The 14,827-nt window shown below is 65.0% G+C and carries 13 protein-coding genes and 1 tRNA gene; 4 read left to right on the plus strand and 10 right to left on the minus strand.

What is annotated here, in order from left to right:
* The first annotated feature begins 228 nt into the window (after positions 1-228).
* From AC1DRE_RS12110 to AC1DRE_RS12125, 4 genes are read left to right on the plus strand one after another with little or no spacing between them, the layout of a single operon-like run.
* Positions 229-1,512, plus strand: a complete 1,284-nt coding sequence (locus tag AC1DRE_RS12110; protein WP_476984863.1) for a branched-chain amino acid ABC transporter permease — start codon at positions 229-231, stop codon at positions 1,510-1,512.
* A 9-nt stretch (positions 1,513-1,521) separates the two neighbouring features.
* Positions 1,522-2,490, plus strand: coding sequence for a branched-chain amino acid ABC transporter permease (locus tag AC1DRE_RS12115; protein WP_476984864.1), 969 nt, complete (start codon positions 1,522-1,524; stop codon positions 2,488-2,490).
* The gene (locus AC1DRE_RS12120) at positions 2,487-3,515 is read left to right on the plus strand and encodes an ABC transporter ATP-binding protein (protein WP_476984865.1); all 1,029 of its coding nucleotides are present in this window, start codon (positions 2,487-2,489) and stop codon (positions 3,513-3,515) included. The genes AC1DRE_RS12115 and AC1DRE_RS12120 overlap by 4 nt, the downstream gene beginning before the upstream one ends.
* On the plus strand, positions 3,512-4,282 hold the full coding sequence (locus tag AC1DRE_RS12125; protein WP_476984866.1) for an ABC transporter ATP-binding protein: 771 nt from the start codon (positions 3,512-3,514) through the stop codon (positions 4,280-4,282). Before AC1DRE_RS12120 ends, AC1DRE_RS12125 begins: the two co-directional genes overlap by 4 nt.
* 188 nt (positions 4,283-4,470) lie before the next feature.
* Here the strand turns inward: AC1DRE_RS12125 and AC1DRE_RS12130 are convergent, their stop codons facing one another.
* From AC1DRE_RS12130 to AC1DRE_RS12175, 10 genes are all read right to left on the minus strand, one after another.
* Complete coding sequence (locus AC1DRE_RS12130; protein ID WP_476984867.1) at positions 4,471-5,820, minus strand: ABC transporter substrate-binding protein; 1,350 nt, start codon at positions 5,818-5,820, stop codon at positions 4,471-4,473.
* Between the two features lie 225 nt (positions 5,821-6,045).
* A tRNA-Leu gene (locus AC1DRE_RS12135) sits at positions 6,046-6,119 on the minus strand.
* A gap of 20 nt (positions 6,120-6,139) precedes the next feature.
* Complete coding sequence (locus AC1DRE_RS12140; RefSeq protein WP_476984868.1) at positions 6,140-7,084, minus strand: N-acetyltransferase; 945 nt, start codon at positions 7,082-7,084, stop codon at positions 6,140-6,142.
* Positions 7,085-7,151: 67 nt separating this feature from the next.
* Positions 7,152-8,630 carry an NAD(P)/FAD-dependent oxidoreductase gene (locus tag AC1DRE_RS12145; protein WP_476984869.1) on the minus strand — a complete coding sequence of 493 codons (1,479 nt, stop codon included), beginning with the start codon at positions 8,628-8,630 and terminating at the stop codon, positions 7,152-7,154.
* 52 nt (positions 8,631-8,682) lie between these two features.
* Positions 8,683-10,056: a S8 family serine peptidase gene (locus AC1DRE_RS12150; RefSeq protein WP_476984870.1), complete on the minus strand. Its 1,374-nt coding sequence runs from the start codon at positions 10,054-10,056 to the stop codon at positions 8,683-8,685.
* A gap of 112 nt (positions 10,057-10,168) precedes the next feature.
* Positions 10,169-11,119: a Ppx/GppA phosphatase family protein gene (locus AC1DRE_RS12155; protein WP_476984871.1), complete on the minus strand. Its 951-nt coding sequence runs from the start codon at positions 11,117-11,119 to the stop codon at positions 10,169-10,171.
* Positions 11,116-11,787, minus strand: coding sequence for a DUF501 domain-containing protein (locus AC1DRE_RS12160; protein ID WP_476984921.1), 672 nt, complete (start codon positions 11,785-11,787; stop codon positions 11,116-11,118). The genes AC1DRE_RS12155 and AC1DRE_RS12160 overlap by 4 nt, the downstream gene beginning before the upstream one ends.
* Before the next feature lie 130 nt (positions 11,788-11,917).
* Positions 11,918-12,604, minus strand: a complete 687-nt coding sequence (locus AC1DRE_RS12165; RefSeq protein ID WP_476984872.1) for an FtsB family cell division protein — start codon at positions 12,602-12,604, stop codon at positions 11,918-11,920.
* A gap of 124 nt (positions 12,605-12,728) precedes the next feature.
* Complete coding sequence (eno, locus tag AC1DRE_RS12170) at positions 12,729-14,009, minus strand: phosphopyruvate hydratase (protein WP_104172754.1); 1,281 nt, start codon at positions 14,007-14,009, stop codon at positions 12,729-12,731.
* Between the two features lie 122 nt (positions 14,010-14,131).
* Entirely contained in the window at positions 14,132-14,752 is a 621-nt protein-coding gene (locus AC1DRE_RS12175) for a MazG nucleotide pyrophosphohydrolase domain-containing protein (protein WP_476984873.1), read from the minus strand.
* Positions 14,753-14,827 lie beyond the last annotated feature (75 nt).

Consider the following 14,827-nt stretch of genomic DNA (forward strand, 5'->3'; position numbering starts at 1 on the left):
GCGGGGCTTCTTTGGGGCCTGCTGGCTGTAACATAAGCCCAAGCAGGGTGACCAACATCACAAGATATTCGGTTTGTCTACCGCATATTTGGCGCCATGATCGGTCTCCTGCTCCGTTCGCAGTGGTTGTAAAGGCGCAACCCAGACCACCCCCATGTGGAGGTTTTCATTTTGAGAAGCACACCGAGAGGCCTGTCGCTCAGACGGCGCGGCGGATTGCTGAAGGCTGTGGGGGCTATTTTCGCCGCCGTCGTCGCAATTCTGCTCGTCGTTGCCCCGGCATCGCAGGCCACCACCCCCTCGCCGACACCATCCCCGTCGAACCAGCAGTTCCAGAACAGCATCAGCGGCTTCCTGCGGGACGATGCCCGCGCCCCTATCGCTGACGTTACGATCACCGCCAAAAGCGGCGATTTCACCGGGACCGCAAAATCAGGCGCCAACGGTTCCTGGACCATCGGAGTCCCGGTCCAGGGCACCTATGAAGTGGAATTGGACGAATCCACGCTCCCCGAAGGCATCAAGCTCGCCGACGGCCAGGAAAATCCCCGCACCGTCACCTTCAGCCAGACTTCCAATCTCTCCGTGATCTTCGCCTTCGGCAAAGGCATCGTCGTCCAGCAACAGGACTTCGGCCAGAACCTGCTCAACAGGCTCGTGGCCGGTCTCAGCTTCGGCCTTTTGCTGGCGCTGGCCTCCGTCGGACTCTCGCTGATTTTTGGAACCACGGGGCTCACCAACTTTGCCCATGGCGAAATGGTCACCTTCGGCGCAGTCCTGGTCTTCGCCTTTAACGCCATGAGCCTTCCGTTCTGGCTGGCGATCATCCTGGCCCTGCTGGGCGGCGGTCTGTTCGGCTACGTCCAGGATGCCGGCCTGTGGAAGCCGTTGCGCCGCCGCGGGACCGGCCTTGTGCCGATGATGATTGTCAGCATCGGCCTCGCACTGGCAGTCCGCTACGTCATACAGTTCTACTTCGGCGGATCCACCCAGCAGCTGCCGTACGCACAAAGCGCCGAGATTCAGATCGGGCCCGTATCCATCTCGCCCAACAATCTGTGGTCGCTCATCATCAGTGCCGTCGTCATCGCCCTGATCGGCATCATCCTGCTGAAGACCCGGCTGGGCAAGGCGACGCGTGCGGTCGCCGACAACCCGGCCCTCGCGGCAGCCTCCGGCATCGACGTCGACAACGTGATCCGGATTGTCTGGGTCGCCGGCGGCATGCTGGCATCCCTCGGCGGCATCCTCTGGGCCTACTACCGGCCGGGCGTTACGTTCGACATGGGTTCACAGATCCTGCTGCTCATCTTCGCGGGTGTGACCCTTGGCGGCCTGGGCACCGTCTTCGGTGCACTGATCGGATCCGTTATCGTCGGCATCTTTGTGGAGCTGACCACCGTGTTCGGCCTTGCAGCCGACCTCAAATACGTGGGAGCACTGTTCATCATGATTGTTGTCCTCTTGTTCCGGCCACAGGGCATCCTCGGCCGTCGCGAGCGCGTGGGTTAGGAGACAGCCATGGACTTCGGATTTATTTTCTCCAGCGCTGCCGGTGAACTGTTCAGCCCGACGACGGCGGCGTACGCGCTTGCCGCCCTCGGCCTCGCCGTTCACTTCGGCTACTCCGGCCTGTTGAACTTCGGCCAGGCCGGCTTCATGGCGGTGGGCGCCTATGGTTTCGCCATCTCCACCCTGACCTTCGGCGTGCCGTTCTTCATCGGCCTGCTCATCGCCGTCCTCTGCTCGGCGATCTTCGCCCTGCTGCTGGGTATACCAACCCTGCGCCTGCGCGCTGATTACCTGGCCATCGTCACCATCGCGGCAGCGGAAATCGTCCGCTACATCGTCACCACCAACCAGCTGACCTCCGTGACCGGTTCCGCCAACGGCCTGGCCGCCTTCGAAGGCGGGTTCTATTCCATGAACCCCTTCCCCGAAGGCTCCTACCTCGGCATGAACAACAGGGACTTCTTCATCCGTGTAGTCGGGTGGGGACTTGTGATCGTCTGCTGCGCGCTGGTATGGCTCCTGATGCGGAGTCCGTGGGGACGCGTCCTCAAGGGCATCCGCGAGGACGAAAACGCTGTCCGTTCACTCGGCAAGAACGTGTACGCCTACAAGATGCAGGCCCTGGTCATCGGCGGCGTCCTCGGCGCCCTGGCCGGCATGATCTTCACGCTCCCCCGCGGCGCTGTCCAGCCTGCCAACTACGGCACCGAGCTGACATTCTTCCTCTACACCTGCCTGCTGCTGGGCGGTCTCGGGACCGTGCTGGGCCCGGTGGTCGGCGCCATGATTTTCTGGGTGGTGCTGTCACTTACCCAGGGCATCCTCTACGGCCTGATTGAATCCGGCGCCGTGACCTGGCTGAACACCGTCCAGGCCGGCCAGCTGCGCTACATCCTCGTGGGTGTCGCACTGATGCTGCTGATGATCTTCCGGCCACAGGGTGTCTTTGGCAACAAGAAGGAGCTGGCATTCGCATGAGCGAACAACTCAATGTGCCGACACAAGGCAATACCGAAAAAATCGACTACATGACGGACTCCCGGCCGATCGCTGCCGGGGAAACGGCTCCCGGCTGCAAAAAGCGGGACCCCATCGTCGTGGCCGAAAACGTGACCCGCACCTTCGGCGGCATCAACGCGGTGGACGTCGAGTACCTCGAGATCCCCCGGCACAAGATCACTGCCCTGATCGGACCCAACGGTGCAGGCAAAACCACGCTGTTCAACCTCCTTACCGGGTTCGACATGCCGAACTCGGGCAAGTGGCAGTTCGAAGGCAACAGCCTCGCCGGGGTCTCCCCCTACAAGGTGGCCCGAATGGGGATGGTCCGCACGTTCCAGCTGACCAAGGTCATGGGCAAACTCACCGTGATGGAAAACATGCGGCTGGGTGGCTCGGAACAGCCCGGGGAGCGGCTCTCAAAGGCCCTGTTCAAGGGCCTGTGGGGCGGCCGGGAAAAGGAGATCACCGCCCAAGCGAACGTCCTGCTGGCGAAGTTCAAGCTGGACGCGAAGAAGGACGACTACGCGGCGTCGCTGTCCGGAGGCCAGCGCAAGCTCCTTGAAATGGCGCGTTCACTGATGGTCAGGCCCAAGCTGGTCATGCTGGATGAGCCCATGGCAGGCGTCAACCCGGCCCTGACCCAGTCCCTCCTGGACCACATCAAGAACCTCAAGGCGGAAGGCATGACCGTGCTATTCGTGGAGCACGATATGAACATGGTGCGCCACATTGCCGACTGGGTAGTGGTCATGGCAGAAGGCAAGATCGTTGCCGAAGGCCCGCCGGTCGACGTCATGAAGAACCCCGCAGTGATCGACGCATACCTGGGCGCCCACCACGACGTGGACCTGGGCGACGCGGAAGGCATCAAGGAGCTGGCAGCCGAACTGGTGGCCGACGAGGAGTCGATCGTCGGCACCGAAGACGCCGGCATCATTGCCATCGACGTCGTTGCCGCCGAGAGCGATGAGACCGAACCCAGGAAGAAGGAGACCGAATGAGTGCCACCAGCGCGGCTGCGGCCGCCACACCGGCCGCAGCGGAACAAGCGGTCGTCAAGGTCACCGACCTGGTGGCGGGCTACATTCCCGGCGTCAACATCCTCAACGGCTGCAGCATCGAAGCCCGCAAAGGCGAACTGATCGGCATCATCGGCCCCAACGGCGCCGGAAAGTCCACGCTGTTGAAGGCGATGTTCGGCCTGGTGAAGGTGCACTCAGGCTCTGTTGTAGTCCGGGGCCAGGACATCACCGGGCTCAAGGCCAACAAACTCGTGTCCAAGGGCGTGGGCTTCGTCCCGCAAAACAACAATGTGTTCGCGACCTTGACCATCGAGGAGAACATGCAGATGGGCATGTTCCAGCGGCCCAAGGATTTCGCCGAACGGTTCGAGTTCGTCGCCAGCCTGTTCCCTGAGCTCGCCAAGCGGCGCGCCCAGCGGGCCGGTTCACTCTCCGGTGGTGAACGCCAGATGGTGGCCATGGGACGTGCACTGATGATGGAGCCCGCGGTCCTGCTACTCGACGAGCCGTCGGCCGGCCTCTCCCCCGTCAAGCAGGATGAGACCTTCCTGCGGGTCCACGAGATCAACCGGGCCGGTGTTTCGGTGATCATGGTGGAGCAGAACGCCCGCCGCTGCCTGCAGATCTGCGACCGGGCCTACGTGCTGGACCAGGGCAAAGACGCGTACACGGGCACGGGCCGGGAGCTCATGAAGGATCCCAAGGTCATCCAGCTCTACCTAGGCACCTTGGCGGACGAAGTCTAAGCCGCCTCCAGGAGCTTGCAGAAGGGCCGCCACCGCATGGTGGCGGCCTTCCGCTGCGCCGGTCGCCCCCCGGCTTCCTCCGGGCGCCTCCGCAGGTCCTTGCGCGGCGCCTGCGCTCGTTTTTCACGCAACAGAAAGCCCCCGTCCGGCTGGACGGGGGCTTCCGTGCTGTCTAGGTGGAGGCGGCTTTACAGCTTGCCGAATTCTTCCTTGGACGGCTTGTAGGTGTTGTCATCCTGGTACTCGTAGATGCCAATGTAGGCTTCCGTCGGGTCACCGGCGTCTGAGAAGGTCACCGGACCGGACTGGCCGTCGTAGTCGATGTCCTTGCCGTTGCGGAGCAGCGTGACGCAGGATGCGAAGTCGGTGCACTTCTCGCCGGCTTCGGAGACTGCCTTGAGCTGCTTGGCGATGTCCGTGCCCTTGGTGCTCTTGGCGGCCTCGGCTGCCAGGGCGATCAGGTTGACGGCGTCGTAGGACTCGCCTGCATAGCTGTAGTCCTTCAGGGCCGGGTCAATGGCCAGCAGCTTCTTCTTGAAGTCATCCTTGGCGAACGTGCCCGGGATGGTGCCCTGGGCGCCCTTCAGCGTCCCGGCCTGGAAGTCCTTGCTGTAGTCAGACGTGTTGCCGTCCACCATGAACATCTGGGTCGCCTTGATGCCCTTGCCTGTCATCAGGGGAACGATGCTCTTGGCCTGGTCGAAGGTGATCAGGGCAATGGCGTCGGGCTTGGCAGCAATGACCTTGTCCACCTGGCTGCTGAACTGCGAGTCGCCTTCGTTGAAGAGCTCCTCGGCCACAACCTTGCCGCCGGCAGCTTCGAAAGCGGACTTGACGTTCTTCGCCAGGCCGGTGCCGTACGCATCGTTCAGGACAATCATGCCCACGGTCTGTGCGCCACAGGTCGCCATGTAGTTGCCGAGGACCTTGCCCTGCAGCACGTCCGAGGGAGCCGTGCGCCAGTAGAGGCCCTTGTCATCCCAGGTGGTGAAGTCAGGGGACGTGTTCGCCGGCGAGAACTGAATTACGCCTGCACCGGTGATCTGGTTGATGACTGTCTTGGAAACACCGGATGAAGCGGCACCGATGACGGCGCTGACGCCGCTTCCGAGCAGCGCAGTGGTGGACTGCGTGGCGATGTCCGTCTTGGTGTCGCCGGAGTCGCGGTGGATCACCTCAACGGGCTTGCCCAGTACGCCGCCTGCGTCATTGACTTCCTTGATGCCAAGGTTGACACCGGCAATTTCGGGCGGGCCGAGGAACGCCAGCGACCCCGTTGTCGGCAGGAGCGATCCAATCTTGAGCGGTGTTTCGGTGGTGGTGGTCGAGGCGGGAACCGAGCCGCCGGCGCCTGCCGTGGTAGTGGCGCCGCCGCTGGCGCTGGGCGCCGGGCACGCAATACCAGAGGCTGCCGGGGTGGTGGAGCCTGTCGAACTCGGGGTGGACGAGCCGCCACAAGCCGTAGCCAGAAGGGCGACGCCGATGCTAAGCGCTGTCAGCTTAGCGACTCGGGGCGCCGCCTGGGGGAGTGAAATCATTTAGAGTCTCCTCGATCGAAAGGTGCGAACGGCCTTTGATGCGAATTACCAGGTGTTCCTGATTTAACTTCAAGCTAGTGCAATTTTCCCGCGAACATAAGTGACTATGGTCACATCCTTATAACAGTCGTTGCATATGGGAAACCACGATGCGGAGGTGCAGAAAAGCGGCAAGATCATGCCGGAGGAGGGCGCACGGAAGGACGGCGCGTAAGGAAAGGAAAGTACCCCAGGTGGGACTCGAACCCACAACACGCGGATTTTAAGTCCGCTGCCTCTGCCAATTGGGCTACTGGGGCGCCCGGTCAATGGTATCCCGTCAGAGCCGTTCGAAGGGCCCGGCATACCGGAACCTTCCATGGACACCTCCGGGCCAAACGGCCAGCGGGAGCAGCTGGAAGTGTTCCCCCCACCGGTCCTCCGGCGGTTCGATGCCCAGGGAGACCGACGGCACGAATCCGAAACGGGAGTAATACTCCGGGCCGCCCAGCAATGCAATCCCCCTCTCCCCCGCGGCATTGGCACGCGCCACGGTTTCCTGCATGAGTGCGGAGCCGATCCCGTGGCGCTGAAGCCGGGGCACCACTCCGATGGGGCCAAGCCCCAGCAGCTCGAGGTCACCCACCCAACCCCGCGTGCTGATGACATGGCCCACCACTTCGCCTGCCTGTTCGGCAACGATGCTGAACTGGGGCAGGTACTCCTCGCAGTCGAAAAGTTCCTTCAGGAGCCCGACCTCAACGGGTTCGCCGTCGACGGGGAGCCCGGTCGCCGGCGAGACCGAGAAGGCCGCCGCCGTCAGCTCCAGGATGGCCGGCCTGTCTTCCGGCCGCTCACTGCGCAGGACAAGTTCGGGCGCGGGCTGGTCCGAGCTTTCGGCCGCAAGTTCGTGGAGTATTTCCAGGGCGCGTTCTGCGTCGGCCACCGGAACCAAGAGATGATCGTGGTGGAATCCGGCCAGGACGTTGCAGCTGATGCGGGCGTCCGTGAGCGCCCCGCTGACTGCGGCCGTGAGCCCGATGGCCTCGAGGGATGAATGCACCTCGAGCGTGATCCACGCGGCAACAAAGTCGTAGGGAAGCTCCAGCTTGTCCGCTTCCGCCCGCGGCAGCACCACCGTGAGGCCTTCCGCTTCCCGGACCGCGGCTTCGATGCCGGCAACAAGCGGCCTGCCGTACGGCCAGAGGGCGTAGACGTACTCACCCTCCCGCAGGATGGGGTGGATGGATGCCAAGAGGGTCCGGATGTCCTTTTCACCAGTCATGGGGCCATTAAACAGCAACGGCGGCCGTTCCCCCGGGGGAACGGCCGCCGTCGACGGCTTTCGCGTGCTACTTGTTGTCAGCCGACACGGTCTGCTTCTGCTGGCTGGTGCTTCCGGCGCTGCCGGACTCCGCCGGCTTTTCAGCAGCCGGTGCGGCCGGAGCTGCAGCCGGCTTGGGTGCCGGAGCGGCGGCGGCGACGAATGCGCCGCGCGGGTTGTCCAGGTCGATCAGCTGCGTGGTGTCGCGGCCCATGATGAAGGACAGGATCCAGCCGAAGATGACGCGGATCTTGCGCTCAACCGTGGGCATGGCCATTCCGTGGTAGCCACGGTGCGCCAGCCAGGCCAGGGGGCCCTTGAGGCCGATGCGGCCCAGGAGGTTGATGTTGGCAACGCCCTTCCATTCGCCGAAACCGGCAACGGCGCCCAGGTTCTTGTGCTTGTAGTCCTTGAGCTCCTTGTCCCAGCGGGAGGCCCACAGGTTCTTGGCGAGGCGCTTGGCCTGGCGAAGGGCGTGCTGCGCGTTCGGTACGCAGGTACCGTCCGGCAGGCCGCTGCCCGTGAGGTCCGGCACGGCGGCGATGTCGCCGGCAGCCCAGGCGTTCTCGATGATGCCTTCGTCACCCGCGACGCGCAGGTCCGGAAGGACACGGACGCGTCCGCGCGGCTCGAGCGGGAAGTCGGTGGAGCGGACCATCGGGTTGGCCTGCACACCGGCAGTCCAGACGAGGGTGTCTGCTTCGAATTCCTGTGCCGGGGTCTTGTCCGGAAGGTTGATGAGCTTCAGGGAGCCCTCGGCGCTGTCCAGCGAGGTGTTCAGCAGTACCTCGATGCCGCGGCTGCGCAGGTGCTCAACGACCCAGTCGGCCTGCTTGGCCGTAACCTCGGGCATGATGCGGCCCATGGCTTCAACCAGGACGAAGCGGACTTCCTCCTGCTTGACGCGGGGGTTGTTCTTGACTGCAGCGCGGGCGAGGTCTTCCATCTCGGTGATGCACTCGATGCCGGCGAAGCCGCCGCCAACCACCACGAAGGTGAGGGCACGGGCGCGTGCTGCGGGATCGGTGATGGTGGAACCGGCTTCGATCCGCTCGAGGACCTTGTTGCGGAGTGCAACGGCTTCCTCGATGGTCTTGAGGCCGATGCCCTTGTCCGCCAGGCCCTTGATCGGGAAGGTGCGGGTAATGGCGCCAGCGGCAATGACGACGTCGAAGTACGGCACCTCAAAGTTCGGGCCGCCGTCGGACGGGGCAACCACGGCTGTCCGGTTCGCGTGGTCAATCGACGTGACGCGGCCCTGGATGAGTTCCGTCTGCTTCAGGTGCTGGCGGTGGGAGACGACAGCGTGGCGCGCCTCAATGTTTCCGCCGGCTACTTCCGGCAGGAAGGGCTGGTAAGTCATGTAGGGCAGCGGATCAACGACAGTGACGATGCCACCGGCATTCGCGATCTTGTTCTGCAGTTTGAGGGCTACGTACAGGCCGACGTACCCGCCGCCGACGACGAGTACCCTGGGACGGTCCTGGAGCTGTGGGGTTGTTGCCATGATTTAAGAATACAGTAGTTTGTGAAAATCTTCACTAACTACTGGCAGGCCGTTACGTTCCGCCGGAGTCCACCGCGTCCAGTACTCCGCTCTCCGGCTCGTCGCGCACGCGCCGGGGATTACGGGATGCCCTTCGAAGCTGGAATGCGGCACCTGCGACGATGGCCGCGAACAGCAGTCCGAAGCCGATAACCACCATCGCCGGCACGGCACTGTCCAGCGGGGACGGAGCCTCGGCCACGGGTATCGTGGCGGCGGGAAGCGTGGGCGGGGCACTCGTAGGGCTGTCACCGGGTGCTACAGCGGGCGTGCTGGCGACGGGCTCGCCGCGGCGGTGGACCCTGATCCAGTCAGCTACGGTGCCCAGCGGGTTCACCTTGGTTTCCGGCACGTCGTCCTTCAGCGCCGCCTCGGCGTTGAGCACGCCATAACCGTAGATGGGGTCCTTGCCCGGCGCACCGGCGTCCTTGGCCGTGGTGACAATCCTGTTGATGACCTGGCTGGCCGTCATTTCAGGCCACTTGGAGCGGATCAGCGCCGCCACGCCGGACACGATGGGCGTGGAACCGGAGGTCCCGGCCCATTCCGCATAGTCGCCGCCGGGCATGCCTCCGATCAGGTTTTCCGCCGGCGCCGCCACGCCGATACTGATGCCCTGGGATGAGGCGTCCACACTGGCAGCACCCTTGCGGTCCAGCCCTGCCACCGTCAGTACGCCGGGGATGGTTGCCGGCGCCCCCACCTGGACGTTGCCGCCCACGCGGTTGCCGGCGGCCGCAACGATGACCACGTCTTTTTGTTCGGCGTAGAGGAACGCCGCGTCCCAGCTCTGCGGCCACTCCGGCGAGGTGCTGCCCAGCGAAATGTTGATCACGCGGGCGCCGTTGTCGACCGCCCAGCGGACGGCGGCGGGAATCTGTTCCTGGTCACTCTTCCCGCCGGGATTCGAAGATCCAAGCCAGGTGGAAACCGAGAGGATCTGCGCCTCGGGGGCGACGCCCACTATGCCGTCCGGGCCGGGTGCCGGTTTGGCCCCGGGACTGGCGGTGGACTTCGGCGGCTGGTGGCCGCGGCCCGCCAGCATTGTTGCCACCAGCGTCCCGTGCTCCGGCTTTGAACCGATGCTCTTCTGCCCGTCGGCGCTGCCGGCCCCGGAAGCGTCGCTTCCCCCAACAACGACGCCTTTCAGGTCAGGGTGCTTGGCGTCCACGCCGCTGTCGATGACAGCCACCTTGACGTTGGCGCCCTTGGAGACCTCCCACGCCTTGGTGATGCCGGACTCGGCCAGCCAGTATTCCTTGTCCCGCCATGAATCGGCGCGGGCTTCCGGCGCCGCGATCAGCGACGTCGCCAGGCTTCCTGCGGCAAGGGCCACCGCAGTCACGGCGGAGGCCGTCCGGCCCCAGCGGGCTGTTGCTCTGGTCATTCGGGTCCAATCGGCTCTACATCTGGCGGCCCGGCACGGTGGCAGGCTGCGGTCGCGTGGTACCGGCGGGATGGTGAATCCGGCCGGCGCGTCTTCATTGGCTGATGCCACGTCACGATCTGATACTCAGGGCAATTCCGTCGAGAATATCGTGTTCACTGGCCACAGCCGAAGTGATCCTGCCCTCCGTCACCTCGGCCAGGCGCTCCAAGACACGGCGCCAGACCAGGCCGCCGGCGCCGATGACGTCAACCCGGCCAGGGTGCATGTACGGCAGTCCGGCACGGTCGGCCTTGGACATCTCCAGGAGATCCGTGCAGGCTTCGCCAAAAGTGCCAAGGGGAAGTTCCGTACCGTGGATGATCCCCGGCGAGTATTCCGGCAGCCGCAGCGCATGGGCGGTAATAGTGGTGACCGACCCTGCCACGCCAACGACGGCGGTGGCGCGGTCCAGCGGAACGGCCAGCCCCGCCTCGCTGATGGCGGCGTCGACGTCGGCCTCCGCCGCAGCGATCTGCTCCGCCGATGGCGGGTCGTTACGAAGGTGGCGTTCCGTCATCCGGACGCAGCCGACGTCCACGGATTTGGCGGCGATGACGCCGCTGGCGTCGCCGAGGACAAATTCGGTGCTGCCGCCGCCAAGGTCCACCACGAGCACGGGGGCGGCGCCCCGGGACGGAAGCACGCTGCTGGCGCCGGCGAAGGAAAGCGCGGCTTCCTCGTCGCCTGTAATGACTTCGGGTTCCACGCCCAGGATCTCGCGGATGCCGTCCACGAACACCTTCCGGTTGCGGGCGTCGCGGGTGGCGGAGGTGGCGACGAAGCGGACCTTCCCGGCTCCGTGCTCACGGATAAGTTCGGCGTAGTCGGACGTTGCCGCAAAGGTCCGGTCGAGGGCCTCCTGGGCCAGTTCGCCTGTTGCGTCCACGCCCTGGCCCAGCCGGACCACACGCATTTCACGCACGACGTCGGTGAGCGTGGAACTGCTCCCGTTTCCGTCCACGTCCGCGATTAGGAGTCGGATCGAGTTGGTTCCGCAGTCGATGGCGGCAACCCTTGTCACTTGGCGGCCTCCGTGGAGTCTTCGGTGGTCTCTTCAGCGTGCCGCTGGGTGTTGCGTACGGGAGCCGGGCGGCCCACGATGTCCGGAAGTCCCTGCGGCCCGTGGCGGCTGAGGTCCTTTGAGGGCACCTCTCCCCCGGTGTCCCAGGCGCCGTCGCAATAGCAGCGGTCCGCTGTCCACCATTCGCTGATGGCAGCAACGGCTTCGTCGCCCAGCGGATTGACTCCGGGGCCGGCAGCGAGGGAATGGCCCACCAGGACGTGGAGGCACTTCACGCGGGCGGGCATCCCGCCGGCGGAGATCCCGTCGATCTCGGGGACGGCTCCAATGCCTGACCGCTCGCCAATCTCCGCCCGGGACACGAGATAGGCCTCGTGTGCCGCGCGGTAGTCCGCGGCGAGGCCGGAGTCTGCGGAGAGGCGCTCGTTCATCCGGTTCATCAGGCCGGCGGCTTCGAGGCGGGACACGGCCGACGTAATGACCGGGTGGGTCAGGTAGAACGTGGTGGGGAACGGTGTTCCGTTGCTGAGCCGGGGTGACGTCGCCGCGACCAAGGGGTTGCCGCAGACGCAGCGGGCCGGGATCTCGACGACGTCGCGTACGGGACGCCCCAACTGGCGGCTCAGGACGTCCAGGTCGCGGGCAGACGGGTGGCTGGAAGCCGACACGGTTGGTGCGTCTTCCTCGACAGGGTTCCCGTCCAGGGCATTTTCGCCCACTGCATGCTGGTCCACTGGCGCGGCCGCCTTCCTGCCCTTGGAGGCTGACCCGTGGGACAGCCGGCGGAGGGCACCGCCTCTAGTCTGTTGCCGAACGCCTGATGGACTCCCAAAGCGAGTCCACCCATGGCAGGTTGGCCGGGTCCTGTGCTGATCCTGTTCCGGCCTGGCCACTGGCGGTCCCGGCCGGCAGATCGCTGCCAAACACCCAGTAGCCGGTTTCTCCCGGCATAACCATGTTAATGCGATCGCGGGCCTGCTGTTTCACGTAGTTCGGATCCTGCCAGCGGGAGACCTGGAGTTTCAGGTTGTCCCGTTCGGCCTGCCGTGCCGCAATATCCGCCTCAAGCGCGGCGATCTCGGCCCGTTTGTCGATGAAGATCTTGACTGTGGGGGCAAGCATGATGGTGATGGCAATCATGACCACGGCCAGGGCAAGCATCCGTCCGGAAAAGGCCTTGGCGGGGACGGGATCCTGGTTTTCCGAGGCATTTGTCCCGGACGCCTGGGTGGATTGGCCCGCTGACTGGCTGCGGGACGGACGGCCCGCGGCCTGCTTGCCGGCAGCAACCCCGGCTTTGACCGACGCCCCCAGACGGCCTGCCGTGGTGGCTTTCCCGGGGGCAGCGGGCGCCTTGGCCTCGGCGGCGGGCAGGTGCCGCGTCGCGCCGAAATCCGCGCGGATGACTTCAGCGCCGTCGTCGGCGTCCTTGGACTGACGCGCCGCGGGCGTGGCCCGGGGAACCTTGGGACGGCGGGTGGCCATGACACTCCTGTAATGAATGGTCCGTGCTGTGCTCAGTTCTGGCCGCGAACCGGTCCTTGGCACAAACAGAACCGGTGGCCATGGTCTTTCAACCATAGCCACCGGTCAGCTGTTTCTTTGGAGGCTAGCCCTTGAAACGCGGGAATGCGCTGCGTCCGGCGTAGCGTGCGGCGTCGTCGAGTTCCTCTTCGATGCGCAGCAGCTGGTTGTACTTGGCAACGCGCTCGGAGCGTGCCGGGGCACCGGTCTTGATCTGGCCCGCGTTGGTGGCAACGGAGATGTCAGCAATCGTGGTGTCCTCGGTTTCGCCGGAGCGGTGCGAGGTGATGGTGGTGTAGCCGGCACGCTGGGCCAGCGACACTGCATCCAGCGTCTCGGTCAGGGAGCCGATCTGGTTGACCTTGACCAGGAGCGAGTTGGCGGTCTTGGTGTCGATGCCGCGCTGCAGGATGGCCGGGTTGGTGACGAACAGGTCGTCGCCCACGAGCTGGACCTTGTCGCCGATGGAGTCGGTGAGGGTCTTCCAGCCTTCCCAGTCGTTTTCATCCAGCGGGTCCTCGATGGAAACCAGCGGGTAGTCGGCCACGAGCTCGGCGTAGTACGCGCTCATCTCGGTGGCGGAAAGTGCCTTGCCTTCGAACTGGTAGGCACCGTCCTTGAAGAACTCGGAGGAGGCAACGTCCAGTGCCAGGGCAATGTCCTTGCCCGGGGTGTAGCCGGCGTTCTTGATGGCTTCCTGGATCAGGTCCAGGGCGGCACGGTTGGACGGCAGGTTCGGAGCGAAGCCGCCCTCGTCGCCGAGGCCGGTGGAGAGGCCCTTGGCCTGCAGGACGGACTTGAGGTTGTGGTAGACCTCAACGCCCCAGCGCAGGCCCTCGGAGAAGGTCTCGGCGCCGATCGGGACAATCATGAATTCCTGGATGTCCACGTCGGAGTCGGCGTGCGAGCCACCGTTGAGGATGTTCATCAGCGGAACCGGCAGGACGTGCGCGTTGGGGCCGCCCAGGTACTTGTACAGCGGCAGGTCAGCGGAAGCTGCAGCGGCGTTGGCCACGGCCAGGGAAACACCCAGGATGGCGTTGGCGCCGAGCTTGCCCTTGTTCGCGGTGCCGTCCAGGTCGATCATGGCCTGGTCGATGCTGCGCTGGTCGGTGGCGTCGAAGCCGGTCAGGGCCGGAGCGATCTGGTCGATGACAGCGTCAACGGCCTTCTGGACACCCTTGCCGAGGTAGCGTCCCTTGTCTCCGTCGCGGAGTTCAACGGCCTCGTGTTCGCCGGTGGAAGCACCGGAGGGGACTGCTGCGCGGCCGATCTGGCCGTCGGACAGCAGAACTTCGACTTCTACGGTCGGGTTGCCACGGGAATCGAGGATCTCGCGGGCGTGGATGGCATCGATAAGCGCCATGAATATGCTCCTTATGGTGAAGCGATTTACTGGGAAACTAGCGGAAAAACTCGACGTCCTCGTCAGGGACTAGCGTAGTCGAGAGTGGTGCACGTTACGGAAACCTATCCAGAACCCGGACGTCATGATCCCGTCCGGGGCGTAGCCGGGTGACCAGGGCGGTGGCTGTCCTGGTAACGCCGGACGGCCCCGCGGAGGGCGCGTTCGGCGTCGAAATCCCTGGTTCGGGCGGCGGCGGCGAGCTCGAAGAGAAACTCCCCGAGCTCATCCTCAGTGGCGAAGGCGCCGACGAGCTGACCCACTGAGGGGACGGGTGCGGCCGCAGTGATGCCTGCCCGCCCGGCCCGGTCCAGTGACTTTTGGGCCCGGGCGAGAGCCGGAAGTGCCTGCGGGATTCCTTCGAAGGGATCACCGCGTTCCGGCTTCTCGGCCCGCTTGATGGAGTCCCATTTCCGGACGATCTCCGCCACGCTGGCGGGGAAGGTGTCCTGCAGCGAGCCGTCCGGCCGGAACACGTGCGGATTCCGGCGGATCAGCTTCGCCTCAAGCCCCTGGACGACGTCGTCGAAGCCGAAGCTCCCGCGTTCCTCTGCGAGGCGGGCGTGCAGCACCACCTGGAGCAGCACATCGCCCAGCTCATCGCGGAGCTCTGCCTCGTCGGCGCCGGTTTCAATTGTTTCGGCGACCTCAAAGGCTTCCTCGAGGAGGTACTCCACGAGGGACTCGTGGGTCAGTGCCCCCATCCAGGGGCAGTGTTCCCGGAGGGCGGCTATCCTTGCCGCCAAAGAGTCGACCCCTGAGGCGGCCTGGCCCGGACC

It is taken from the genome of Arthrobacter sp. P4_H3 (assembly GCF_056400885.1).

What these genes read in the sequence shown, in the direction of transcription:
- AC1DRE_RS12175 (WP_476984873.1), bottom strand. Translation starts at nt 14,752, where the DNA reads ATGGGGGCACTGACCCACGAGTCCCTCGTGGAGTACCTCCTCGAGGAA.
- AC1DRE_RS12165 (WP_476984872.1), bottom strand. Translation starts at nt 12,604, where the DNA reads ATGGCCACCCGCCGTCCCAAGGTTCCCCGGGCCACGCCCGCGGCGCGT.
- AC1DRE_RS12130 (WP_476984867.1), bottom strand. Translation starts at nt 5,820, where the DNA reads ATGATTTCACTCCCCCAGGCGGCGCCCCGAGTCGCTAAGCTGACAGCG.
- eno (WP_104172754.1), bottom strand. Translation starts at nt 14,009, where the DNA reads ATGGCGCTTATCGATGCCATCCACGCCCGCGAGATCCTCGATTCCCGT.
- AC1DRE_RS12120 (WP_476984865.1), top strand. Translation starts at nt 2,487, where the DNA reads ATGAGCGAACAACTCAATGTGCCGACACAAGGCAATACCGAAAAAATC.
- AC1DRE_RS12140 (WP_476984868.1), bottom strand. Translation starts at nt 7,084, where the DNA reads ATGACTGGTGAAAAGGACATCCGGACCCTCTTGGCATCCATCCACCCC.
- AC1DRE_RS12125 (WP_476984866.1), top strand. Translation starts at nt 3,512, where the DNA reads ATGAGTGCCACCAGCGCGGCTGCGGCCGCCACACCGGCCGCAGCGGAA.
- AC1DRE_RS12115 (WP_476984864.1), top strand. Translation starts at nt 1,522, where the DNA reads ATGGACTTCGGATTTATTTTCTCCAGCGCTGCCGGTGAACTGTTCAGC.
- AC1DRE_RS12145 (WP_476984869.1), bottom strand. Translation starts at nt 8,630, where the DNA reads ATGGCAACAACCCCACAGCTCCAGGACCGTCCCAGGGTACTCGTCGTC.
- AC1DRE_RS12150 (WP_476984870.1), bottom strand. Translation starts at nt 10,056, where the DNA reads ATGACCAGAGCAACAGCCCGCTGGGGCCGGACGGCCTCCGCCGTGACT.